This window comes from Escherichia sp. GZ89 (assembly GCF_019366485.1).
Classification (GTDB): domain Bacteria; phylum Pseudomonadota; class Gammaproteobacteria; order Enterobacterales; family Enterobacteriaceae; genus Escherichia; species Escherichia fergusonii.
On sequence record NZ_JAEOHX010000012.1, the window covers coordinates 96,651 to 121,397 of the forward strand.

At 53.4% G+C, this 24,747-nt stretch carries 22 protein-coding genes and 3 tRNA genes; 19 read left to right on the plus strand and 6 right to left on the minus strand.

All coding sequences use genetic code 11. The annotated features are described in order from the left end of the window. Window positions 1–9 precede the first annotated feature (9 nt). From hycE to hycI, 5 genes are read left to right on the plus strand one after another with little or no spacing between them, the layout of a single operon-like run. The gene (hycE, locus tag K0335_RS17850) at window positions 10–1,719 is read left to right on the plus strand and encodes a formate hydrogenlyase subunit HycE (protein WP_001288134.1); all 1,710 of its coding nucleotides are present in this window, start codon (window positions 10–12) and stop codon (window positions 1,717–1,719) included. Window positions 1,720–1,728: 9 nt separating this feature from the next. Continuing rightward, entirely contained in the window at window positions 1,729–2,271 is a 543-nt protein-coding gene (gene hycF, locus K0335_RS17855; RefSeq protein ID WP_000493785.1) for a formate hydrogenlyase subunit HycF, read from the plus strand. Beyond that, window positions 2,271–3,038 carry a formate hydrogenlyase subunit HycG gene (gene hycG / locus K0335_RS17860; RefSeq protein ID WP_000067390.1) on the plus strand — a complete coding sequence of 256 codons (768 nt, stop codon included), beginning with the start codon at window positions 2,271–2,273 and terminating at the stop codon, window positions 3,036–3,038. The genes hycF and hycG overlap by 1 nt, the downstream gene beginning before the upstream one ends. Continuing rightward, complete coding sequence (gene hycH, locus K0335_RS17865) at window positions 3,035–3,445, plus strand: formate hydrogenlyase assembly protein HycH (RefSeq protein ID WP_104920129.1); 411 nt, start codon at window positions 3,035–3,037, stop codon at window positions 3,443–3,445. Before hycG ends, hycH begins: the two co-directional genes overlap by 4 nt. Then, window positions 3,438–3,908 carry a hydrogenase maturation peptidase HycI gene (hycI, locus tag K0335_RS17870; RefSeq protein WP_000132961.1) on the plus strand — a complete coding sequence of 157 codons (471 nt, stop codon included), beginning with the start codon at window positions 3,438–3,440 and terminating at the stop codon, window positions 3,906–3,908. The genes hycH and hycI overlap by 8 nt, the downstream gene beginning before the upstream one ends. A 158-nt stretch (window positions 3,909–4,066) precedes the next feature. Here the strand turns inward: hycI and ascB are convergent, their stop codons facing one another. Together ascB and ascF are read right to left on the minus strand one after the other, a co-directional pair. Continuing rightward, complete coding sequence (ascB, locus tag K0335_RS17875; RefSeq protein WP_219393978.1) at window positions 4,067–5,491, minus strand: 6-phospho-beta-glucosidase AscB; 1,425 nt, start codon at window positions 5,489–5,491, stop codon at window positions 4,067–4,069. Between the two features lie 8 nt (window positions 5,492–5,499). Then, window positions 5,500–6,957: a PTS cellobiose/arbutin/salicin transporter subunit IIBC gene (ascF, locus tag K0335_RS17880; protein ID WP_104920127.1), complete on the minus strand. Its 1,458-nt coding sequence runs from the start codon at window positions 6,955–6,957 to the stop codon at window positions 5,500–5,502. A 259-nt stretch (window positions 6,958–7,216) separates the two neighbouring features. Between ascF and ascG the strand changes: the two genes are divergently transcribed. From ascG to hypF, 3 genes are all read left to right on the plus strand, one after another. Beyond that, window positions 7,217–8,227 (plus strand): DNA-binding transcriptional regulator AscG, encoded by a 1,011-nt coding sequence (gene ascG, locus K0335_RS17885; protein WP_048814553.1) that lies wholly within the window; start codon window positions 7,217–7,219, stop codon window positions 8,225–8,227. Between the two features lie 148 nt (window positions 8,228–8,375). After that, the gene (gene hydN, locus K0335_RS17890; protein ID WP_001078777.1) at window positions 8,376–8,903 is read left to right on the plus strand and encodes an electron transport protein HydN; all 528 of its coding nucleotides are present in this window, start codon (window positions 8,376–8,378) and stop codon (window positions 8,901–8,903) included. A gap of 152 nt (window positions 8,904–9,055) precedes the next feature. Further along, window positions 9,056–11,308, plus strand: a complete 2,253-nt coding sequence (gene hypF, locus K0335_RS17895; RefSeq protein WP_104920148.1) for a carbamoyltransferase HypF — start codon at window positions 9,056–9,058, stop codon at window positions 11,306–11,308. 126 nt (window positions 11,309–11,434) lie between these two features. Here hypF and norW read toward each other — a convergent pair whose 3' ends face one another. Continuing rightward, a complete protein-coding gene (gene norW / locus K0335_RS17900) occupies window positions 11,435–12,568 on the minus strand; it encodes an NADH:flavorubredoxin reductase NorW (protein WP_000064762.1) in 1,134 nt (377 codons plus the stop codon). After that, entirely contained in the window at window positions 12,565–14,004 is a 1,440-nt protein-coding gene (norV, locus tag K0335_RS17905) for an anaerobic nitric oxide reductase flavorubredoxin (protein WP_000029615.1), read from the minus strand. The genes norW and norV overlap by 4 nt, the downstream gene beginning before the upstream one ends. 186 nt (window positions 14,005–14,190) lie before the next feature. Here norV and norR point away from each other — a divergent pair, with 186 nt between their 5' ends. Next, a complete protein-coding gene (norR, locus tag K0335_RS17910) occupies window positions 14,191–15,705 on the plus strand; it encodes a nitric oxide reductase transcriptional regulator NorR (RefSeq protein ID WP_104920126.1) in 1,515 nt (504 codons plus the stop codon). Here norR and gutQ read toward each other — a convergent pair. Then, window positions 15,702–16,667: an arabinose-5-phosphate isomerase GutQ gene (gene gutQ / locus K0335_RS17915; RefSeq protein WP_219393980.1), complete on the minus strand. Its 966-nt coding sequence runs from the start codon at window positions 16,665–16,667 to the stop codon at window positions 15,702–15,704. The two genes, norR and gutQ, sit on opposite strands and share 4 nt — an antisense overlap. Before the next feature lie 78 nt (window positions 16,668–16,745). On the opposite strand from gutQ, the gene K0335_RS17920 reads away from it, so the two are divergent. Both K0335_RS17920 and mltB read left to right on the plus strand, forming a co-directional pair. Next, complete coding sequence (locus tag K0335_RS17920; protein WP_002431856.1) at window positions 16,746–16,910, plus strand: hypothetical protein; 165 nt, start codon at window positions 16,746–16,748, stop codon at window positions 16,908–16,910. A 10-nt stretch (window positions 16,911–16,920) separates the two neighbouring features. Then, the gene (mltB, locus tag K0335_RS17925) at window positions 16,921–18,006 is read left to right on the plus strand and encodes a lytic murein transglycosylase B (protein WP_104918294.1); all 1,086 of its coding nucleotides are present in this window, start codon (window positions 16,921–16,923) and stop codon (window positions 18,004–18,006) included. Window positions 18,007–18,044: 38 nt separating this feature from the next. Here mltB and K0335_RS17930 read toward each other — a convergent pair whose 3' ends face one another. Continuing rightward, complete coding sequence (locus K0335_RS17930; protein ID WP_032184982.1) at window positions 18,045–18,284, minus strand: hypothetical protein; 240 nt, start codon at window positions 18,282–18,284, stop codon at window positions 18,045–18,047. 182 nt (window positions 18,285–18,466) lie between these two features. On the opposite strand from K0335_RS17930, the gene pncC reads away from it, so the two are divergent. From pncC to K0335_RS17970, 8 genes are all read left to right on the plus strand, one after another. Further along, window positions 18,467–18,964: a nicotinamide-nucleotide amidase gene (gene pncC / locus K0335_RS17935; protein ID WP_046076166.1), complete on the plus strand. Its 498-nt coding sequence runs from the start codon at window positions 18,467–18,469 to the stop codon at window positions 18,962–18,964. 79 nt (window positions 18,965–19,043) lie between these two features. Next, window positions 19,044–20,105 carry a recombinase RecA gene (gene recA, locus K0335_RS17940; RefSeq protein ID WP_000963143.1) on the plus strand — a complete coding sequence of 354 codons (1,062 nt, stop codon included), beginning with the start codon at window positions 19,044–19,046 and terminating at the stop codon, window positions 20,103–20,105. Window positions 20,106–20,172: 67 nt separating this feature from the next. Next, on the plus strand, window positions 20,173–20,673 hold the full coding sequence (gene recX, locus K0335_RS17945; RefSeq protein WP_032184980.1) for a recombination regulator RecX: 501 nt from the start codon (window positions 20,173–20,175) through the stop codon (window positions 20,671–20,673). Between the two features lie 127 nt (window positions 20,674–20,800). After that, the gene (gene alaS / locus K0335_RS17950) at window positions 20,801–23,431 is read left to right on the plus strand and encodes an alanine--tRNA ligase (RefSeq protein WP_104920123.1); all 2,631 of its coding nucleotides are present in this window, start codon (window positions 20,801–20,803) and stop codon (window positions 23,429–23,431) included. Between the two features lie 234 nt (window positions 23,432–23,665). Then, the gene (csrA, locus tag K0335_RS17955; protein ID WP_000906486.1) at window positions 23,666–23,851 is read left to right on the plus strand and encodes a carbon storage regulator CsrA; all 186 of its coding nucleotides are present in this window, start codon (window positions 23,666–23,668) and stop codon (window positions 23,849–23,851) included. Window positions 23,852–24,165: 314 nt separating this feature from the next. Then, window positions 24,166–24,258, plus strand: a tRNA-Ser gene (locus K0335_RS17960). A 3-nt stretch (window positions 24,259–24,261) separates the two neighbouring features. Then, window positions 24,262–24,338: transfer RNA gene (locus K0335_RS17965), tRNA-Arg, on the plus strand. A gap of 199 nt (window positions 24,339–24,537) precedes the next feature. After that, window positions 24,538–24,614 (plus strand) — tRNA-Arg (locus K0335_RS17970). The last annotated feature ends 133 nt before the right edge of the window (window positions 24,615–24,747 follow it).

Genomic DNA, 24,747 nt, shown 5'->3' on the forward strand with positions numbered 1-24,747 from the left:
AGTTTGAGCATGTCTGAAGAAAAATTAGGTCAACATTATCTCGCCGCGCTGAATGAGGCATTTCCGGGCGTCGTGCTGGACCACGCCTGGCAGACCAAAGATCAGCTGACTGTCACCGTGAAGGTGAACTATCTGCCGGAAGTGGTGGAGTTTCTCTACTACAAACAGGGCGGCTGGCTGTCGGTGCTGTTTGGTAACGACGAACGCAAACTGAATGGTCATTACGCCGTTTACTACGTGCTGTCGATGGAGAAGGGCACTAAGTGTTGGGTAACTGTTCGCGTCGAAGTTGACGCCAACAAACCAGAATATCCGTCCGTGACGCCGCGCGTTCCGGCGGCGGTGTGGGGCGAGCGTGAAGTGCGCGATATGTACGGTTTGATTCCGGTAGGGCTTCCGGATGAACGCCGTCTGGTGCTGCCGGATGACTGGCCGGATGAACTCTACCCGCTGCGTAAAGACAGCATGGATTATCGTCAACGTCCGGCACCAACTACTGATGCTGAAACCTACGAGTTCATCAACGAACTGGGCGATAAGAAAAACAATGTCGTGCCGATTGGTCCATTGCACGTCACTTCTGACGAACCGGGCCACTTCCGTCTGTTCGTTGATGGTGAAAACATTATCGACGCCGACTACCGCCTGTTCTATGTCCATCGCGGCATGGAAAAACTGGCGGAAACCCGCATGGGTTACAACGAAGTGACCTTCCTCTCTGACCGAGTTTGTGGGATCTGCGGCTTTGCCCACAGCACCGCTTACACCACATCGGTGGAAAACGCGATGGGTATTCAGGTGCCAGAACGTGCGCAGATGATTCGCGCCATTTTGCTGGAAGTGGAACGCCTGCACTCGCATCTGCTCAACCTTGGCCTTGCCTGCCACTTCACTGGCTTTGACTCCGGTTTTATGCAGTTCTTCCGGGTGCGTGAAACCTCCATGAAAATGGCGGAGATCCTTACCGGTGCGCGTAAAACTTACGGTCTGAATCTGATCGGCGGGATTCGTCGCGATCTGCTGAAAGATGACATGATCCAGACCCGTCAACTGGCGCAGCAGATGCGTCGTGAAGTGCAGGAGCTGGTGGATGTGCTGCTGAGCACACCGAACATGGAACAGCGCACTGTCGGCATTGGTCGTCTGGACCCGGAAATTGCCCGCGATTTCAGTAACGTCGGCCCGATGGTCCGCGCCAGCGGTCACGCCCGCGATACCCGCGCCGATCACCCGTTTGTTGGCTATGGCTTACTGCCAATGGAAGTCCACAGCGAGCAGGGCTGCGATGTGATTTCCCGTCTGAAAGTGCGTATCAACGAAGTCTATACCGCGCTGAACATGATTGACTACGGTCTGGATAACCTGCCTGGCGGCCCACTGATGGTGGAAGGCTTTACCTACATTCCGCACCGTTTTGCGCTGGGCTTTGCCGAAGCGCCGCGTGGCGATGATATCCACTGGAGCATGACCGGCGACAACCAGAAGCTGTACCGCTGGCGCTGCCGTGCCGCGACCTACGCGAACTGGCCGACCCTGCGCTACATGCTGCGCGGCAACACCGTTTCTGATGCGCCGCTGATTATCGGTAGCCTGGACCCTTGCTACTCCTGTACCGACCGCATGACCGTGGTCGATGTGCGTAAGAAGAAGAGCAAAGTGGTGCCGTACAAAGAACTTGAGCGCTACAGCATTGAGCGTAAAAACTCGCCGCTGAAATAAGGAATCGCCATGTTTACCTTTATCAAAAAAGTCATTAAAACCGGCACGGCGACCTCGTCTTACCCGCTGGAGCCGATTGCGGTTGATAAAAACTTCCGTGGTAAGCCAGAGCAGAACCCGCAGCAGTGCATCGGCTGTGCAGCCTGCGTCAATGCCTGCCCGTCAAACGCCTTAACGGTTGAAACTGACCTCGCCACCGGTGAGCTGGCGTGGGAGTTCAATCTTGGACGCTGCATCTTCTGTGGACGCTGCGAAGAAGTCTGCCCGACGGCGGCAATCAAACTGTCGCAAGAGTACGAACTGGCTGTGTGGAAGAAAGAAGATTTCCTGCAACAGTCTCGCTTCGCGCTGTGCAACTGCCGCGTCTGTAATCGTCCTTTCGCCGTCCAGAAAGAGATCGACTACGCCATTGCGCTGCTTAAGCACAATGGTGACAGCCGCGCGGAAAACCACCGCGAAAGCTTTGAGACTTGCCCGGAATGTAAGCGCCAGAAATGCCTGGTGCCGTCCGACCGTATTGAACTGACTCGCCATATGAAAGAGGCCATCTGATGAGCAATTTATTAGGCCCCCGTGACGCCAACGGCATTCCGGTCCCGATGACGGTGGATGAATCCATCGCCAGTATGAAGGCGTCGTTACTGAAAAAAATCAAACGTTCTGCCTACGTTTACCGCGTGGACTGCGGCGGCTGCAACGGCTGCGAAATTGAAATTTTCGCAACCTTATCGCCGCTGTTCGATGCAGAACGCTTCGGCATTAAAGTCGTTCCGTCTCCGCGTCATGCGGATATTTTACTGTTTACCGGCGCGGTCACCCGTGCAATGCGATCCCCTGCGCTGCGTGCGTGGCAGTCCGCGCCGGACCCGAAAATCTGTATCTCCTACGGTGCCTGCGGTAACAGCGGCGGGATCTTCCACGATCTCTACTGCGTGTGGGGGGGTACGGATAAAATCGTCCCGGTGGATGTCTACATTCCGGGGTGCCCGCCAACGCCAGCCGCCACGCTGTACGGCTTTGCAATGGCGCTCGGCCTGCTGGAGCAGAAAATTCACGCCCGTGGGCCGGGTGAACTGGATGAACAACCGGCAGAGATCCTGCATGGCGATATGGTGCAGCCGCTGCGTGTAAAAGTAGATCGCGAAGCACGCCGCCTGGCGGGTTATCGTTACGGTCGCCAGATTGCCGATGATTTCCTGACGCAGTTAGGGCAGGGTGAAGAGCAGGTTGCACGCTGGCTGGAAGCGGAAAACGATCCGCGTCTGAACGAGATTGTCAGCCATCTGAATCATGTTGTTGAAGAGGCGCGTATTCGATGAGTGAAAAGGTGGTGTTCAGTCAACTGAGCCGTAAATTTATTGATGAGAACGATGCCACGCCCGCCGAGGCGCAGCAGGTGGTCTATTACAGCCTGGCGATTGGTCACCACCTTGGGGTTATCGATTGCCTGGAAGCCGCGCTCACCTGCCCGTGGGATGAATATCTGGCATGGATTGCCACTCTGGAGGCGGGCAGTGAAGCCCGCCGTAAAATGGAAGGCGTGCCGAAATATGGTGAGATCGTTATCGACATTAACCATGTGCCGATGCTGGCCAACGCATTCGATAAAGCCCGGGCAACGCAAACTTTGCAGCAGAAAGAATGGAGTACCATGCTGTTAAGTATGCTGCATGATATTTATCAGGAAAATGCCATCTATTTGATGGTGAGGAGACTGCGTGACTGACGTTTTACTCTGTGTTGGCAATAGCATGATGGGCGATGATGGCGCAGGTCCGCTGCTGGCGGAAAAGTGCGCCGCCGCGCCGAAAGGTAACTGGGTGGTGATTGACGGCGGTAGCGCACCGGAAAACGACATTGTCGCCATCCGCGAACTGCGCCCGACGCGACTGCTGATTGTCGACGCCACGGATATGGGGCTAAACCCCGGCGAGATCCGCATCATCGATCCGGATGACATCGCCGAGATGTTTATGATGACTACCCATAACATGCCGCTGAACTACCTTATCGACCAGTTAAAAGAAGACATTGGCGAAGTGATTTTCCTCGGCATCCAGCCGGATATCGTCGGCTTTTACTACCCGATGACCCAGCCGATTAAAGATGCGGTAGAAACCGTTTATCAGCGACTGGAAGGCTGGGAAGGGAATGGTGGATTTGCGCAGCTAGCGGTGGAAGAAGAGTAGTTTTTCAATAAGGAATCAGGACAGGGATGTTCTTGATGGGGTGAACCAGCTCTGATGCCAAATGCTAAATTGCCCGATGCACTGCGCTTATCGGGCTTTCCTGGTTCGTGCGACACGTAGGCCGGATAAGGCGTTCACGCCGCATCCGGCACGGTTACTTACTCTAAATCTTCCCCATTACTGGCAATTACTTTTTTATACCACCAGAACGATTTCTTACGCGTGCGCGTCAGCGTACCGTTGCCTGCGTCGTCACGGTCTACGTAGACAAAACCGTAGCGTTTGCTCATTTCACCCGTTGAGGCGGAAACTAAATCAATACAGCCCCAGGTGGTGTAGCCCATCAGCGGAATGCCATCTGCAATCGCTTCGCCCATTGCGCGGATATGTTCGCGTAAATAGCTGATGCGATAGTCATCGTTAATCTCACCGTTGGCAGCAAATTCATCTTTTGCGCCGAGGCCGTTTTCCACCAGAAACAGCGGCTTCTGATAACGATCGTACATCATATTCATGGTGATACGCAGACCGAGTGGATCAATTCCCCAGCCCCAGTCGCTCACCTGTAGATACGGATTACGCAGCGATTTCACCACGTTCGCCGCACTGCTGTTGTTGGCGTTCATCTCCGCCGAGGCGCAGCGTGAGGCGTAATAGCTGAAAGAGACAAAATCGACGGTGTTTTTCAGGATTTCATCATCGCCCGATGCTTTGTCGATGGTTACCCCTTTTTCGCGAAATACGCGGGCAGAGTAAGCCGGATACTCGCCCCGCGCCTGCACATCGATAAAAAACAGGTTTTCCCTGTCTTTCTCCAGCGCTGCCCAGACATCTTCCGGCTTGCAGCTGTAAGGGTAGAAGTTGCCGCCCGCCAGCATACAGCCCACCTGATTTTGCGGGTTAACCTCATGGGCGATTTTGGTAGCTAACGCACTGGCAACCAGCTGGTGGTGCGCTGCCTGATATTTCACCTGATCCTGATCTTCTCCTTCTTCAAAAACCAGACCCGCGCCGGAGAACGGGCTATGCAACATGATGTTGATTTCATTAAAGGTGAGCCAGTATTTCACCAGGCCATCAAATGCTTCAAAGCAGGTCCGGGCGTAGCGGCTGAAAAACTCCACCAGCTTGCGGTTACGCCAGGAGCCATATTCAGTGACCAGATGCATCGGCACGTCGAAGTGACACAACGTGACCAGCGGTTCGATACTGTACTTTTTACACTCTTCAAAGACAGAACGATAAAAAGCAATGCCCTGCTGATTGGGCGTCAGTTCATCGCCCTGCGGAAAGAGGCGGCTCCAGGCAATCGAGGTGCGAAAAACCTTGAATCCCATCTCTGCCATCAGGGCGATATCTTCTTTATAACGATGATAAAAATCCGTCGCCTCATGGCTGGGATAAAACTCGTCATCGCGCAACTGAAAACGTTTTTCCAGCCCCAGTTTCACCGCCATTCGATGTTCGCCGTGCGGGATCATATCGACCGTGGTCAGCCCTTTGCCACCTTCACGGTACGCACCTTCAGATTGGTTGGCGGCAAGCGCGCCGCCCCATAAAAAACCTTGCGGAAATACTGACATTTTCATCCTCAATTAAGACTTACTTCTTTGGCGACGGTTGGTTGTACGCTCTGATGCTTTCGTGCCTGGGCAGCCGCTTCCTCAACAGGAATATCCTCAAAGCCGAGCAACAGTGTGAGGATAAATGACAGCACGACCGCCAGCGCCATGACGGCGAACACCCAGACGATGCTCATTGGATTCGCCGGATCGAAGAACTGCACGCTGGTAAATAATCCCGGCGCTGCCATTGAGTGGCTGGCAAGCCCCGCCATACCGGCAACCGCGCCGCAAATAAAACCGCTGATAAGACTGGCGATAAGCGGACGTTTCAGGCGGATCGCCACGCCGTATAACGCGGGTTCGGAAATCCCCGCCATAATGGCTGATGCCGCCGCAGCCAGCGCCGTCTGGCGCAGTTCCGGGTTTTTTGTTTTCCACGCCACCGCCAGCGATGAACCGCCCAGCGACAGGTTAGCGCCGATTTCTGACGGCATGACCATCCCTTCTTTGCCGGTTTCGGCAATAGTTTGAATGATGGTTGGCGTAAAGACGCGGTGCATCCCGGTCATTACCAGCAGAGGCCACAGTGCGCCCATAATGGCGACTGAAAGCCAGCCCAGATAACCATGAATGGTGTAAACCAGCGCCGAAATGGCGCTACCGATCCAGATACCAATCGGGCCAATCAGCAGGATTGCCAGCGGTGCGGCAATCAACACAATCAGCATTGGCTTGAGGAAGTTTTTCGTCACCGCTGGCGTAATACTGTCCACCCAGCGTTCGATATATGACAGGCACCAGGTCATCACCAGCGCCGGGATCACTGTGTAGGTGTATTTCACCGCGGTGACCGGAATCAGGGCAAATTCAACATGTTCACCTTGGGCCGCTTTCGCCATCAGCTCAATAAAACTCGGATGTACCAGCACACCCGCAATGGCAATCGCCAGCGATATATTGGTTTTAAATTTGATGGCGGCAGAAGCAGCGACCATCAGCGGCAGGAAGAAGAAAGCACCATCACCAATCACATTGAGAATGGTTAAGGTCGGCGATCCTTTTGTCAGCACGCCGCTCATCTCGAGGATCATCGCCAGCAGTTTGACCATTGATCCGCCGATGATCGCCGGGATCAGCGGTGACATGGTGCCGATCAGCGCATCCAGGATCCCCGCACCAATGCGACGTAGCGTGAGTTTGGGTTTCCCCACGGGCTGCGTGGGCTGCATATCTCCAGGTAACAAGCTGACAACTTCCTGAAAGGCCTGCGAAACCGTATTACCGATAATCACCTGACACTGGTTGTCACTACGTACCACACCGAGCACGCCGGAGATAGTTTTTAACGTTGGGCTGTCGATCAGTGCATCATCTTTGATAACAAAGCGTAAACGCGTCATACAGTGCGTGACTGCCGAGATGTTATCAACGCCGCCCAGTGCCGCTATCACCGAGCGTGCCAGCGCCGCATAATTTTTGGCCATCGGATTTTATCCTGTTATCAGTAGGGTAGAGGTAGTTGTTATCAGTCGACGTGACGGGAAATTGCCGATGCTGAAACGGAATTAAGAAACCGGTTTCACAAAATCATGAATAGTTGATGCTGATTAAGCAAGAGAGTTAATTGCTCATTTTTTATATTTGTGAAACCGGTCACCTGAATATTTTTCCCGCTGCTTGCGCAAGGACAATCAGCCAACGGTGCAGTACACTGCGTTGATTGCGTGTAAAGGGATGAAAATGATGACGACGATGCTGGAAGTGGCGAAGCGCGCCGGGGTTTCAAAAGCGACCGTTTCCCGCGTGCTTTCAGGTAATGGCTACGTCAGCCAGGAAACTAAAGATCGCGTGTTTCAGGCGGTGGAAGAGAGCGGTTACCGCCCAAATTTGCTGGCGCGCAATCTGTCAGCGAAGAGTACTCAGACGCTGGGGCTGGTAGTGACTAACACGCTTTACCACGGCATTTATTTTAGTGAATTACTGTTTCATACTGCGAGAATGGCGGAAGAGAAAGGGCGTCAGCTGCTATTGGCAGATGGCAAACATAGCGCCGAAGAAGAGCGCCAGGCGATTCAGTATCTGCTGGATCTGCGCTGCGACGCCATTATGATTTACCCGCGCTTTTTAAACGTGGATGAGATTGATGACATCATTGACGCACAAAGTCAGCCGATAATGGTGCTCAATCGCCGCCTGCGCAAAAACAGCAGCCATAGCGTCTGGTGCGATCATAAACAGACCAGCTTTAACGCCGTGGCAGAGTTGATAAACGCCGGACATCAGGAGATTGCTTTCCTTACCGGTTCGATGGATTCCCCCACCAGCATTGAACGCCTTGCCGGATATAAAGACGCGCTGGCGCAGCATGGTATTGCACTCAATGAAAAACTTATCGCTAACGGTAAATGGACGCCTGCCAGCGGGGCCGAAGGGGTAGAAACGTTGCTCGAACGTGGGGCTAAATTTAGCGCGTTAGTTGCCAGTAACGACGATATGGCGATAGGTGCGATGAAAGCGTTGCATGACCGTGGTGTAGCGGTGCCGGGGCAAGTGTCGGTTATTGGATTTGATGATATCGCAATTGCCCCCTACACCGTTCCGGCGCTCTCCAGCGTAAAAATTCCGGTGACTGAGATGATTCAGGAAATAATTGGGCGGCTGATATTTATGCTCGATGGTGGTGCTTACACACCGCCGAAAACCTTCAGCGGAAAACTGATCCGCCGCGACTCCCTCATTGATCTTTCGCGATAAGCATTGTCATCACATGTCATCGTCACTAGTGTCGATGACATCGTTTTTTCTGCATTGCAGAATTTAATTTCTTTAAATAACAATAAATTAAAAGTTGGCATGATTTGTGAATGTATCGGCGCATTAACTGTCATTGCTGGAGAATTTGATGAACCGTTTCATCATTGCTGACGCGAGTAAATGTATTGGTTGTCGTACCTGTGAAGTGGCGTGCGTGGTTTCTCATCAGGAGAATCAGGACTGTGCATCGCTGACCCCGGAAACTTTTTTACCGCGAATCCATGTCATTAAAGGTGTGAACATTTCCACGGCGACAGTCTGCCGTCAGTGTGAAGATGCACCGTGCGCTAACGTCTGCCCGAATGGTGCTATCAGCCGTGATAAAGGGTTTGTTCATGTCATGCAGGAACGTTGCATTGGTTGCAAAACCTGCGTTGTGGCTTGCCCGTATGGTGCGATGGAAGTTGTAGTGCGTCCGGTGATTCGCAACAGCGGCGCAGGGCTTAACGTACGCGCTGACAAAGCCGAAGCTAATAAATGCGACCTCTGTAACCATCGTGAAGACGGCCCGGCCTGTATGGCTGCTTGCCCGACCCATGCGCTGATTTGTGTCGATCGTAATAAACTTGAACAACTGAGCGCAGAAAAACGCCGCCGCACGGCGCTGATGTTCTAAAAATCTTACAGAACTGTTCTGGCATCAAAGGAATTCCCGGAAATATTCGTAGAATACGGAGCGGGCGGTATCGCCAACCTGTGACTACCGGATGCGACGCGGTCGTGTCCGGCTGGGCGGGTTACGCAATTCATGATGGCGGGAATAACTCAATGGCAAAAAACACATCTTGCGGTGTCCAACTGCGTATTCGTGGCAAAGTGCAGGGCGTCGGTTTTCGTCCCTTTGTCTGGCAACTGGCACAGCAATTAAATCTTCACGGCGATGTCTGTAATGACGGCGATGGCGTAGAAGTCCGGCTGCTGGAAGACCCGGAAACGTTTCTTGTTCAATTGCATCAGCACTGCCCGCCGCTGGCGCGTATTGATAGCGTCGAATGTGAGCCGTTTATCTGGATGCAGCCGCCCACTGAGTTCACCATCCGCCAGAGCGCGGGCGGCGTCATGAATACGCAAATTGTTCCCGATGCCGCTACTTGCCCTGCCTGTCTTGCCGAAATGAATACCCCAGGCGAACGGCGTTATCGTTATCCGTTTATCAACTGTACCCACTGCGGCCCGCGTTTCACCATTATTCGCGCGATGCCTTACGACCGTCCATTTACCGTGATGGCGGCGTTTCCGCTATGTCCGGCCTGCGATAAAGAATATCGCGACCCGCTCGATCGTCGCTTCCACGCCCAGCCGGTGGCCTGCCCGGAGTGTGGCCCACATCTTGAATGGCTAAGTCATGGTGAACATGCGAAACAAGAGGCGGCATTACAGGCGGCTATCGCTCAGTTAAAAATGGGCAACATTGTCGCTATCAAAGGGATTGGCGGATTTCATCTCGCCTGCGATGCGCGTAACAGTAACGCGGTGGCGACACTACGGGCGCGCAAACATCGCCCGGCGAAACCGCTGGCGGTTATGTTGCCAACGGCAGAAGGTTTGCCCGACGCTGCCCGTCAGTTGCTCACCACGCCCGCCGCGCCGATTGTACTGGTGGATAAAATATATGTTCCGGAACTTTGTGACGATATCGCCCCTGGCCTTAACGAAGTCGGGGTGATGTTGCCTGCGAATCCGCTCCAGCATTTGCTGTTACAGGAACTGCAATGCCCGCTGGTGATGACCTCCGGCAACCTGAGCGGTAAACCACCGGCTATCAGCAACGAACAGGCGCTGGAGGACTTGCAGGACATTGCCGACGGATTCTTGATTCATAACCGCGACATCGTGCAGCGGATGGATGATTCAGTGGTGCGCGAAAGTGGCGAAATGTTGCGCCGCTCGCGGGGGTATGTACCGGATGCGCTGGCTTTGCCTCCGGGCTTTAAAAATATTCCTCCTGTGCTGTGTCTCGGTGCGGATCTGAAAAATACCTTCTGTCTGGTGCGTGGTGAACAGGCGGTGTTGAGTCAACATTTGGGCGATTTAAGTGACGATGGCATTCAGATGCAGTGGCGCGAAGCGTTGCGCCTGATGCAAAACATCTACGATTTTACTCCACAGTTTGTGGTGCATGATGCGCATCCGGGCTATGTCTCCAGCCAGTGGGCGCGTGAGATGAATCTGCCGACGCAAACGGTGCTGCATCACCATGCCCACGCGGCGGCGTGTCTGGCAGAACATCACTGGCCGCTGGATGGCAGTGATGTCATTGCGTTGACGCTCGACGGTATTGGTATGGGTGAGAACGGCGCTTTGTGGGGCGGCGAGTGCTTGAGGGTGAACTATCGCGAATGCCAGCACCTGGGCGGCTTGCCTGCGGTGGCGCTTCCGGGGGGCGATCTTGCGGCAAAGCAGCCGTGGCGTAACCTGCTGGCGCAGTGCCTGCGCTTTGTGCCGGAGTGGCAGAATTACCCTGAAACGGTAAGTGTGCAACAGCAAAACTGGAGCGTGCTGGCGCGGGCCATTGAGCGTGGAATCAATGCGCCGCTGGCATCATCGTGTGGGCGTTTGTTCGATGCTGTGGCGGCGGCACTGGGCTGTGCGCCAGCTACGTTAAGTTATGAAGGTGAAGCGGCTTGTGCTCTGGAGGCGCTCGCAGCTTCGTGCCAGGGAGTGACGCATCCGGTGACGATGCCGCTGGTGGACAATCAACTGGATCTCGCCACTTTCTGGCAGCAGTGGCTGAACTGGCAGGCACCGGTTAATCAACGCGCGTGGGCATTTCATGATGCGCTGGCGCAGGGTTTTGCCGCGTTGATGCGTGAGCAGGCCACGATGCGTGGTATCACTACGTTGGTATTTAGCGGCGGGGTTATTCATAACCGTTTGCTGCGTGCACGCCTAGCGCATTATCTTGCTGATTTTACGTTGCTCTTCCCGCAGAGTTTACCGGCGGGGGATGGCGGGTTGTCTCTGGGGCAGGGGGTTATTGTTGCGGCCCGTTGGGTGGCGGGTGAAGTCCAGAATGGATAAACGTGTTGCATTTGGGCGCAGTGCCGGATGCGGCGTGAACGCCTTATCCGGCCTACACATGCGCTCCCCGTAGGTCGGATAAGACGCGCCAGCGTCGCATCCGACATTTTGGGCACACTAGCCTGCCTACATCGGCAAGGTTTTCAACAATCCAAACGCCTCTTTCATCCGATCCTCACTGACTACAAAGGCGCGAAGCTGGTCGGCATCGTCAACGCCGCGCGCCACCATTCCCTGGCTTTCGGTACAAATCTGCCAGCGCAAATCCCGACGCTGGGTTTCCCCTGCCAGATGCAGCGGTAATTCCGGCGTTTTGATTTTCACCAGCATCGCCGGGAGTTTCAGCGGCGTGTTATTGCCGAGAAGATTTTTTGCCAGCACCATCGCGCTAAGTTGAATCGGCTGGAGGAACGGCAATACCTGACCGTTAATTTCCGCGCAATCGCCCAGCGCGTAAATATCGGCATTACTGGTTTGCAGATAGCTATCGACGCAAACGCCGCGATTAATCGTCAGCCCGGCGCGTCGTGCCAGGGCGGTTTCCGGGCGCAGTCCGGTGGCGGCAATTACCGCATCCACTTCGGTGCTGCGCTGGCGGTCCAGCGTTGCCAGAATGCCAGAATTCGTTTTTTCCAGCCCCTGCAACTGAGATTTCAACAGCAGATGAACGCCCATCTCCGTCAACCGATGCTGTAAGCGACTGCTTACTTCCGGTGGCATTAACGACGCCAGAATACTGGCAGCGTTGTCGATTAGCGTGACCGCTTTGCCTGCCCGACAAAAATCCATCGCCAGTTCGCTACCAATCAAACCACCGCCTACAATCAACACCCGTCGGGCATCCCGCAGCTGTGTTTCACAGGCGCGATACTCTTGCTGACTATTTAACGTCAGCATTAACTCACGCCCAGGCACCGGCGGGACAAAGGCGTTGGCACCGGTTGCCAGCACTAGCTTGTCGTATTGCCACTGATTATTCTGGCTTTTCACCACATGGGCTTCGGCATCGATATCCGTCACCCAGGTGTGCGGAAACAGGCGCAGATTAAACTGCTCGGCAAATTCACCCGCCGTCTGGCGGGTAAGGTCGTCGGCACGTTGCCCCTGACTGATCACATGGCTAAGATCAGGTTTGTTGTACTCATCCATGCTGTCGGCGGCAATCAGGGTCAATGGAATACCGGTATCCTGTTTACGAATATTTTTCACCAGTTGGCGGGCGGCGAAGCCTGAACCAATGATCACAATGCCGTTGCTCATTTTGCCTCCGATGCCAGTTCGTCAAAGACGTCTTTGCCGAGGGAGCATTCCGGGCACAGGAAGTTATCCGGGACTTCACTCCACGGCGTTCCTGGCGCAACGTCCTGCATTGGCTCGCCTTTTGCCGGATCGTAAATCCACTGGCAGACACTGCACTGCATCCGCGGACCGAGATCAGCCGTCGTGGTGGCACAGGTTTCTTCTTTAACCACTGTATTCACCGTGCTTTGCGGCAGCGGTGCGAGCGCCCACTGACGGGCGATTTCACGACCATGTTCACGGCATAATTCCAGTGCATCCTGGTCCGGTCGCCATTTGGCTTTCAGGCTAAGTGACATTTCGAAACCCGCATCTTGCAGGCGCGTGGAAAGACGATCCACGGCACCGCCGCTCCAGCCGTGAGAGCCGAAAGCACTGGCGCGTTTGTTACGGAAGCGTAATCCGGTCATCTCCTCCACCAGCCCGGCGATTTTCGGCATCATCACGTTATTCATCGTAGAAGTGCCGACCAGCACGCCTTTTGAGCGGAAGACATTGGTCAGGATTTCGTTTTTATCGCTTCGGGCAACGTTGAAAATTTTCACCGCCACGCGTGGGTCGGTTTCCGCAATCCCCTGGGCGATAGCATCAGCCATCATGCGGGTGTTATTCGACATGGTGTCGTAGAAAATGGTGATCCTGTCTTCCTGATAATCCGCCGCCCATTTCAGGTACAGCTCGACAATTTGCGTCGGGTTATCGCGCCACACCACACCGTGAGAGGTGGCAATCATATCGACCGGCAAGTTAAAGCCGAGGATCTCGGTAATTTTCGGCGTTACCAGGCGGCTGAACGGCGTCAGGATATTGGCGTAGTAACGTTGGCACTGCTCGAAAAGCTCCGTCTGATCCACTTCATCGTTGAACAGATGCTCGTCGCAGTAGTGCTGACCGAAAGCATCGTTACTGAACAGCACCGCGTCGCCCGTCAGGTAAGTCATCATGCTGTCCGGCCAGTGCAGCATTGGCGTTTCGACAAAAATGAGTTGTTTGCCGTTGCCGATATCCAGCGTGTCGCCGGTTTTCACCACGTTGAAATTCCACTCTGGATGATGGTGATGACCATTTATTGAGTCGATAGCGTTGGCAGTACAATAGATCGGCGTATCGGGAATTTGCGCCATCAGTTCGGTCAGCGCCCCGGCGTGATCCTCTTCAGCATGGTTAATCACGATGTAATCGATATCCGCCAGATCGATTTCATTACGCAGGTTCTGCACAAATTCGCGGCTGAATTTATGGTCGACGGTGTCGATCAGCACGTTTTTTTCTTCGCGGATGAGGTAGCTGTTGTAGCTGCTGCCGCGCAGCGTTTTATATTCTGTGCCGTGAAAATCACGCACTTCCCAGTCACGTTGACCAACCCAATGAATGTTATTTTTCACCACAATAGACATAGCAACCTCAATTTATTCAGCGTGTTCTAAAAAGATGTCTTGCTAATTGCAGGTTGCGTGCCAGTTTTTTATCTAATTGATTTTTATGTATAAATTAATTCATGCTCATTAATGAGTAGTCAAAATGACTATTAATCAAATGGTCGATATGACAATATCTATAGTCAAATTGACAGTGAGGCAAAGATGAGTTTTTCCGTTGATGTGCTGGCGAATATCGCCATCGAATTGCAGCGTGGGATTGGTCATCAGGATCGTTTTCAGCGCCTGATCACCACGTTGCGTCAGGTGCTGGAGTGCGATGCGTCTGCGTTGCTACGTTACGACTCGCGGCAGTTTATTCCGCTTGCCATCGACGGACTGGCGAAGGATGTACTCGGTAGACGCTTTGCCCTGGAAGGGCATCCGCGGCTGGAAGCGATAGCCCGCGCCGGGGACGTGGTGCGTTTTCCCGCAGACAGCGAATTGCCCGATCCCTATGACGGTTTGATTCCCGGGCAGGAGAGTCTGAAGGTTCACGCCTGCGTTGGTCTGCCGTTATTTGCCGGACAAAACCTGATCGGTGCATTGACACTCGACGGGATGCAGCCCGATCAGTTCGATGTTTTCAGCGACGAAGAGTTACGGCTGATTGCCGCGCTGGCGGCGGGAGCGTTAAGCAATGCGTTGCTGATTGAACAACTGGAAAGTCAGAATATGCTGCCGGGCGATGCCGCGCCGTTTGAAGCGCTGAAAGAGACGCAGATGATCGGCCTGTCGCCAGGCATGACGCAATTGAAAAAAGAGATTGAGATTGTGGCGGCGTCCGATCTCAACGTCCTAATCAGTGGTGAGACGGGAACGGGTAAGGAGCTGGTGGCGAAAGCGATTCATGAAGCCTCGCCGCGGGCGGTGAATCCGTTGGTCTATCTCAACTGTGCCGCACTGCCGGAAAGTGTGGCGGAAAGTGAGTTGTTCGGGCACGTGAAAGGGGCGTTTACTGGCGCTATCAGTAACCGCAGCGGGAAGTTTGAAATGGCGGATAACGGCACGCTGTTTCTGGATGAGATCGGCGAGTTGTCGTTGGCATTGCAGGCCAAGCTGCTGCGCGTGTTGCAGTATGGCGATATTCAGCGTGTTGGCGATGACCGCAGTTTGCGGGTCGATGTGCGCGTGCTGGCGGCGACTAACCGCGACTTGCGCGAAGAGGTGCTGGCAGGGCGATTTCGTGCCGACTTGTTTCATCGCCTGAGTGTGTTTCCGCTTTTGGTGCCGCCGCTGCGTGAGCGGGGTGATGACGTCATTCTTCTGGCGGGGTATTTCTGTGAGCAGTGTCGTTTGCGGCTGGGGCTCTCCCGCGTGGTATTAAGTGCCGGGGCGCGAAATTTACTGCAACACTACAGTTTTCCAGGGAACGTGCGCGAACTGGAACATGCTATTCATCGGGCGGTAGTACTGTCGAGAGCCACTCGCAGCGGCGATGAAGTGATTCTTGAAGCGCAACATTTTGCTTTTCCTGATGTGACGTCGCCGCCGCCAGAATCGGCGGCGGTGCCTATTGTTAAGCAAAACCTGCGTGAAGCGACAGAAGCGTTCCAGCGTAAAACCATTCGCCAGGCACTGGCACAAAATCATCACAACTGGGCTGCCAGCGCACGGATGCTGGAAACCGACGTCGCCAACTTGCATCGGTTGGCGAAACGTCTGGGGCTGAAGGATTAAATAATCCCGGCCTGATAGAAATCCTGCAGGTTAATTGCGCCGACGAGTTTGCCGTTTTCATCTACCACCGGTGCGGCGGTGATTTTGCGTTTCATCAGAACTTCTTTGGCGTCGATGGCGCGGCTTTGCGCCTGTAATGTGGTGCCGCCTGTCGTCATCGCTTCATTAACTGGCGTGGTGAGTGCGCCGCCGCCAACCAGCCAGCGACGTAAATCCCCGTCGGTAAAGACGCCCTGGACCTGTTGTCGAACGTCGCACACTGCTACCAGTCCCAGACCGGTGCGACTGAGTTTCAGCATCGCATCCATCACGCTGGCGGTTAACGTCACCTGCGGGATGGCGTCATCACGGCGCATCAGATGATGCACTTTGTTCAGCAAGCGAGCGCCCAGTGCCCCAGCTGGGTGGGATCGGGCAAAATCTTCTTCATTAAATCCGCGCGCCTGCATGACCGCCATCGCCAGCGCGTCGCCCATCATCAGGGTATTGACGGTGCTGGAGGTCGGTGCAAGATGCATCGGGCAGGCTTCGCGTTCTACAGAGATATCCAGCACCGCTTTCGCCGCCAGGCCCAGCGGTGATGTCGGTTTTCCGGTCATTGCCAGCAGAGCGATAGATTTGTCTTCCAGACGCGGAATAATCAGTTCCAGTTCCTTCGCGCCACCAGAGTAAGAGATAAACAGCATCACATCGCGGCTTTCAATCATCCCCAGGTCGCCGTGCAGTGCCTCTGCCGGATGAACAAAAAAGGCAGGTGTGCCGGTGCTGGCAAGCGTTGCGGCGATTTTCTTACCAATGTGGCCCGATTTGCCAATTCCCGAAACCACCACTTTGCCTTCGCAGTGCAGGATGATATTGGCGGCGCGAACAAAATCATCGCCCAGACGTTCTGGTAAACGGCTTGCTTCCTGCAACTCCAGCATTAACGTCTGACGTCCCGCGTTCAGTAGTGCTTCACTCATTGCTCTCTCCGGTTAAGGTCCATTTATTTATTCCAGCCAGGGATTGGTAGCCAGATTGAACGCTCATTATCCAATGCCATGGCTGGTGAAACAACTGATGTGAATTTAGTTACAACATTCTTTAAGAAAAAATATGAACTGAAAGAAGATACTAGAGAGAAACAGAGCACTGAAAACAGACAACCGCTTCCTTGTGCGGCAGGGGATGCTTTACCATACTTCACCCAGGCTGAATCTGTTTAATGGATGTCACATGTTCAAGCGTCGTTATGTAGCACTACTTCCCATTTTTGTATTACTTGCCGCCTGTAGCAGCAAGCCTAAGCCAACCGAGACTCAAACGACTACCGGAACGCCTTCTGGTGGCTTCTTGCTGGAGCCACAGCACAACGTTATGCAGATGGGCGGCGACTTCGCCAATAACCCGAATGCCCAGCAGTTCATCGACAAAATGGTGAACAAACACGGTTTCAATCGTCAGCAGTTGCAGGAAATTCTCTCCCAGGCGAAACGTCTGGATTCGGTATTGCGGCTGATGGATAACCAGGCACCAACTACTTCGGTGAAACCGCCATCAGGTCCGAACGGCGCATGGCTGCGTTATCGCAAAAAATTTATTACGCCGGACAACGTGCAAAACGGCGTGGTTTTCTGGAATCAGTATGAAGACGCGTTGAATCGTGCGTGGCAGGTGTATGGTGTACCGCCGGAAATTATCGTCGGGATTATCGGCGTCGAAACTCGCTGGGGACGCGTGATGGGGAAAACCCGTATCCTCGATGCGCTGGCAACGCTGTCATTTAACTACCCACGCCGCGCGGAGTATTTCTCTGGTGAGCTGGAAACCTTCTTGCTGATGGCGCGCGATGAGCAGGACGATCCACTCAATCTGAAAGGTTCTTTTGCCGGTGCGATGGGCTACGGTCAGTTTATGCCATCGTCTTATAAACAATATGCAGTGGATTTTAGCGGCGACGGGCATATCAACCTGTGGGATCCGGTTGATGCCATCGGTAGCGTGGCGAACTATTTCAAAGCGCACGGCTGGGTGAAAGGCGATCAGGTTGCGGTGATGGCAAACGGTCAGGCGCCAGGCTTACCAAATGGCTTCAAAACCAGGTACAGCATTTCACAACTTACCGCAGCTGGACTAACGCCACAGCAGCCGCTGGGCAATCATCAGCAGGCCAGCTTACTGCGCCTGGATGTTGGCACCGGTTACCAGTACTGGTACGGTTTGCCGAACTTCTACACCATCACCCGTTACAATCACAGCACCCATTACGCAATGGCCGTCTGGCAGTTAGGACAAGCCGTGGCACTGGCGCGCGTGCAGTAACTCTTTGCAAGAGGGAGGTTAAACTTCCCTCTGTTTTCTTACTGTTTATTCGAATGACGTAATTGCTTGATTTTTTTCGACAGCGATATCGCATATCCCAGGCAGACAACGCCTAACGCGGCCTGACCGAAGTCGAAAGGTTCAAGGTAGCCAGAAGATAAAATTTTACATATCACTGAAACCAGTGCGCCGATGCCACCAATGATGACCCAAATACGCATTTGCGTGGTTTGTTTAAGCACGTTTTGTGGAGTGTTATCCGTTTTCTTTGTTGCCATTGCTATTCTCTCCCTGTGAATACATATCAATGTGAACGCGGCATGGTAGCGCTTTTTCTTTACCGACTGGTCGCAACAGTCTTTTTCCGGAACGCAACTCGTAAAATGAATCGCTCGTCCCCATCTTCTGCGGGAAAGTGCTATCTTGTCCGGCATATATTTTTTGACTGACTGAGGTTGTGATGATTGACAGTGAACTGATGCAGTTAAGCGAACAGGTAGGGCAGGCGCTGAAAGCCCGTGGCGCAACCGTAACAACTGCCGAGTCTTGTACCGGCGGTTGGGTAGCGAAAGTGATTACCGATATTGCAGGCAGTTCCGCCTGGTTTGAACGCGGATTTGTCACCTACAGTAACGAAGCCAAAGCGCAGATGATCGGCGTACGCGAAGAGACGCTGGCGCAGAATGGCGCGGTGAGCGAACCCGTCGTGGTGGAAATGGCGATAGGCGCACTGAAAGCGGCTCGTGCTGATTATGCTGTGTCTGTCAGTGGTATCGCCGGGCCGGATGGCGGCAGTGAAGAGAAACCTGTCGGCACCGTCTGGTTTGCTTTTGCCAGCGCTCGCGGCGAAGGGATAACCCGTCGGGAATGCTTCAGCGGTGACCGTGATGCGGTGCGTCGTCAGGCTACTGCGTATGCATTGCAAACCTTGTGGCAACAATTTCTACAAAACACTTGATACTGTATGAGCATACAGTATAATTGCTTCAACAGAACATATTGACTATCCGGTATTACCCGGCATGACAGGAGTAAAAATGGCTATCGACGAAAACAAACAGAAAGCGTTGGCGGCAGCACTGGGCCAGATTGAGAAACAATTTGGTAAAGGCTCCATCATGCGCCTGGGTGAAGACCGTTCCATGGATGTGGAAACCATCTCTACCGGTTCGCTTTCACTGGATATCGCGCTTGGGGCAGGTGGTCTGCCGATGGGCCGTATCGTCGAAATCTACGGACCGGAATCTTCCGGTAAAACTACACTGACGCTGCAGGTGATCGCCGCAGCCCAGCGCGAAGGTAAAACCTGTGCGTTTATCGATGCTGAACACGCGCTGGACCCAATCTATGCACGTAAACTGGGCGTCGATATCGACAACCTGCTGTGCTCCCAACCGGACACCGGCGAGCAGGCACTGGAAATCTGTGACGCTCTGGCGCGTTCTGGCGCAGTAGACGTTATCGTCGTTGACTCCGTGGCGGCACTGACACCGAAAGCGGAAATCGAAGGCGAAATCGGCGACTCTCACATGGGCCTTGCGGCACGTATGATGAGCCAGGCGATGCGTAAGCTGGCGGGTAACCTGAAGCAGTCCAACACGCTGCTGATCTTCATCAACCAGATCCGTATGAAAATTGGTGTGATGTTCGGTAACCCGGAAACGACTACCGGTGGTAACGCGCTGAAATTCTACGCTTCTGTTCGTCTCGATATCCGTCGCATCGGCGCGGTGAAAGAGGGCGAAAACGTGGTGGGTAGCGAAACCCGCGTGAAAGTGGTGAAGAACAAAATTGCTGCGCCGTTTAAACAGGCTGAATTCCAGATCCTCTACGGCGAAGGTATCAACTTCTACGGCGAACTGGTTGACCTGGGCGTGAAAGAGAAGCTGATCGAGAAAGCAGGCGCGTGGTACAGCTACAAAGGTGAGAAGATCGGTCAGGGTAAAGCGAATGCGACTGCCTGGCTGAAAGATAACCCGGAAACCGCGAAAGAGATCGAGAAGAAAGTACGTGAGTTGCTGCTGAGCAACCCGAACTCAACGCCGGATTTCTCTGTAGATGACAGCGAAGGCGTAGCAGAAACTAACGAAGATTTTTAATCGTCTTGTTTGATACACAAGGGTCGCATCTGCGGCCCTTTTGCTTTTTAAGTTGTAAGGGTATGCCATGACAGAATCAACATCCCGTCGCCCGGCATATGCTCGCCTGTTGGATCGTGCGGTACGTATTCTGGCGGTGCGCGATCACAGTGAGCAAGAACTGCGACGTAAACTTGCGGCACCGATCATGGGCAAAAATGGCCCGGAAGAGATTGATGCCACGGCAGAGGATTACGAGCGTGTTATTGCCTGGTGCCATGAACATGGCTATCTCGATGACAGCCGATTTGTGGCGCGCTTTATCGCCAGCCGTAGCCGCAAAGGCTACGGTCCGGCGCGTATCCGTCAGGAACTGAATCAGAAAGGTCTTTCCCGCGAGGCGACAGAAAAAGCGATGCGTGAATGTGACATCGACTGGTGTGCACTGGCGCGCGATCAGGCGACGCGAAAATATGGCGAACCTTTGCCAACTGTCTTTTCAGAAAAAGTTAAGATCCAGCGTTTTCTGCTCTATCGCGGCTATCTGATGGAGGATATCCAGGATATTTGGCGAAATTTTGCCGACTGAACGCATACGGTATTTTACTTCCCAGTCAAGAAAACTTATCTTATTCCCACTTTTCAGTTACCAGCCCAGCGGTTAAGACACGCTGTCGCTGGTGGCGATATTTCGTTAGCTTGATTTCAGGATAATTATGAGCAAGAGCACCGCTGAGATCCGTCAGGCGTTTCTCGACTTTTTCCATAGTAAGGGACATCAGGTAGTTGCCAGCAGCTCCCTGGTACCCCATAACGACCCAACTTTGTTGTTTACCAACGCCGGGATGAACCAGTTCAAGGATGTGTTCCTTGGGCTCGACAAGCGTAATTATTCCCGCGCTACCACTTCCCAACGCTGCGTGCGTGCGGGTGGTAAACACAACGACCTGGAAAACGTCGGTTACACCGCGCGTCACCATACCTTCTTTGAAATGCTGGGCAACTTCAGCTTCGGCGATTATTTCAAACACGATGCCATTCAGTTTGCATGGGAACTGCTGACCAGCGAAAAATGGTTTGCCCTGCCGAAAGAGCGTCTGTGGGTTACCGTCTATGAAAGCGACGACGAAGCCTACGAAATCTGGGAAAAAGAAGTAGGGATCCCGCGCGAACGTATTATTCGCATCGGCGATAACAAAGGTGCGCCATACGCATCTGACAACTTCTGGCAGATGGGTGACACGGGGCCGTGCGGCCCGTGCACCGAAATCTTCTACGATCACGGCGACCACATTTGGGGTGGCCCTCCGGGAAGTCCGGAAGAAGACGGCGACCGTTACATTGAGATTTGGAACATCGTCTTCATGCAGTTCAACCGCCAGGCAGATGGTACGATGGAACCGCTGCCGAAGCCGTCTGTAGATACCGGTATGGGTCTGGAACGTATTGCTGCGGTGCTGCAACACGTTAACTCTAACTATGACATCGACCTGTTCCGCACGCTGATCCAGGCGGTAGCGAAAGTCACTGGCGCGACCGATCTGAGCAATAAATCGCTGCGCGTAATCGCTGACCACATTCGTTCTTGTGCGTTCCTGATCGCGGATGGCGTAATGCCGTCCAACGAAAACCGTGGTTATGTACTGCGTCGTATCATTCGTCGCGCAGTGCGTCACGGCAATATGCTCGGCGCGAAAGAAACCTTCTTCTACAAACTGGTTGGTCCGCTGATCGACGTTATGGGATCTGCAGGTGAAGACCTGAAACGCCAGCAGGCGCAGGTTGAGCAGGTGCTGAAGACTGAAGAAGAGCAGTTTGCCCGCACGCTGGAACGCGGTCTGGCGCTGCTGGACGAAGAGCTGGCGAAACTTTCTGGCGATACGCTGGATGGCGAAACTGCTTTCCGTCTGTACGACACCTACGGTTTCCCGGTTGACCTGACGGCTGATGTTTGTCGTGAACGCAACATCAAAGTTGACGAAGCTGGTTTTGAAGCAGCAATGGAAGAGCAGCGTCGTCGTGCGCGCGAAGCCAGTGGCTTTGGTGCCGATTACAACGCAATGATCCGTGTTGACAGTGCATCTGAATTTAAAGGCTATGACCATCTGGAACTGAACGGCAAAGTGACTGCGCTGTTTGTTGATGGTAAAGCGGTTGATGCCATCAATGCAGGCCAGGAATCTGTGGTCGTGCTGGATCAAACGCCATTCTATGCGGAATCTGGCGGTCAGGTTGGCGATAAAGGTGAACTGAAAGGCGCTAACTTCTCCTTTGTGGTGGAAGATACGCAGAAATACGGCCAGGCGATTGGTCATATCGGTAAACTTGCTGCGGGTTCTCTGAAAGTGGGCGACGCGGTGCAGGCTGATGTTGATGAGGCTCGTCGCGCTCGTATTCGTCTGAATCACTCCGCAACGCACCTGATGCACGCTGCGCTGCGCCAGGTTCTGGGTACTCATGTATCGCAGAAAGGTTCACTGGTTAACGACAAAGTGCTGCGCTTCGACTTCTCACACAACGAAGCGATGAAACCAGAAGAGATTCGTGCGGTTGAAGACCTGGTGAACGCGCAGATTCGCCGTAACTTGCCGATCGAAACCAACATCATGGATCTCGAAGCGGCGAAAGCGAAAGGTGCGATGGCTCTGTTTGGCGAGAAGTATGATGAGCGCGTACGCGTGCTGAGCATGGGCGATTTCTCCACCGAGCTGTGTGGCGGTACTCACGCAAGCCGCACCGGTGATATTGGTCTGTTCCGCATCATCTCTGAATCGGGTACTGCTGCAGGTGTTCGTCGTATCGAAGCGGTAACCGGAGAAGGCGCTATCGCCACCGTTCATGCAGACAGCGATCGCTTAAGCGAAGTCGCACATCTGTTGAAAGGCGATAGCAATAATCTGGCTGATAAAGTGCGTTCAGTACTGGAACGTACGCGTCAGCTGGAAAAAGAGTTACAACAGCTTAAAGAACAGGCTGCCGCACAGGAGAGTGCAAATCTTTCCAGTAAGGCAATTGATGTTAATGGTGTTAAGCTGTTGGTTAGCGAGCTTAGCGGTGTTGAGCCGAAGATGTTGCGTACCATGGTTGACGATTTAAAAAATCAGCTGGGGTCGACAATTATCGTGCTGGCAACGGTAGCCGAAGGTAAGGTTTCTCTGATTGCAGGCGTATCTAAGGACGTCACAGATCGTGTGAAAGCAGGGGAACTGATTGGTATGGTCGCTCAGCAGGTGGGTGGCAAGGGTGGTGGACGTCCTGACATGGCGCAAGCCGGTGGTACGGATGCTGCGGCCTTACCTGCAGCGTTAGCCAGTGTGAAAGGCTGGGTCAGCGCGAAATTGCAATAATATAAGCGTCAGGCAATGCCGTGGACTCGCTTCACGGCATTCGTATTAACGCTATCGACAACGATAAAGTCAGGTTGAAGTTGTGTATATCGGCTAAACTTAGGTTTAACAGAATGTAATGCCATGACTGCTTACATGTAATGTGTTTGTCATTGCTTACTTTTTGGCGTTATATGATGGATAATGCCGGGATACAGAGAGACCCGACTCTTTTAATCTTTCAAGGAGCAAAGAATGCTGATTCTGACTCGTCGAGTTGGTGAGACCCTCATGATTGGGGATGAGGTCACCGTGACAGTTTTAGGGGTAAAGGGCAACCAGGTACGTATTGGCGTAAATGCCCCGAAGGAAGTTTCTGTTCACCGTGAAGAGATCTACCAGCGTATCCAGGCTGAAAAATCCCAGCAGTCCAGTTACTAATCTTTCCGCGTCTCATCTTTATCGGTGAGACGCACCCTCAAAATTCCTCCTTCACTCCATTGCCTTTTCGCTTTACTCCCGTTCATTCAACTTAAGTCTCCATTTTTTGCATTACTGCTATCTGTCAGACCTCCGTTTTTCTGTTGATAAAACACTCTTTTTGACGTTTTTACAGACTAATTGAGCGTGAAGTGTGCAAACGATAAAAGTGTGGGAAAAATTGTTTGACTTATAAGTCTCAGAAAGTAATATGTGCGCCACGCAGCGACGATGAGCGATAAACAAGTTCTTCGAAGCACTCGTAAGAGGCGTGTGGTGAGGTGGCCGAGAGGCTGAAGGCGCTCCCCTGCTAAGGGAGTATGCGGTCAAAAGCTGCATCCGGGGTTCGAATCCCCGCCTCACCGCCATTTGCATCCGTAGCTCAGCTGGATAGAGTACTCGGCTACGAACCGAGCGGTCGGAGGTTCGAATCCTCCCGGATGCACCATATTCTACGAAATCTTCAGCGATGAAGGTGTCGAAGAGGTGGCGGTACTAACCGCAAGCACCAGGGAGGATAACGTTGCTTTAGCAACGGCCCGAAGGGCGAGCCGTAAGGCGAGTAATCCTCCCGGATGCACCATCTCTTACTTGATACGGCTTTAGTAGCGGTATCAAAAAATCTGCAGTAAAGTAAGTTTCCCGATGCATCCGTAGCTCAGCTGGATAGAGTACTCGGCTACGAACCGAGCGGTCGGAGGTTCGAATCCTCCCGGATGCACCATCTCTTACTTGATATGGCTTTAGTAGCGGTATCAATATCAGCAGTAAAGTAAGTTCTCCCGATGCATCCGTAGCTCAGCTGGATAGAGTACTCGGCTACGAACCGAGCGGTCGGAGGTTCGAATCCTCCCGGA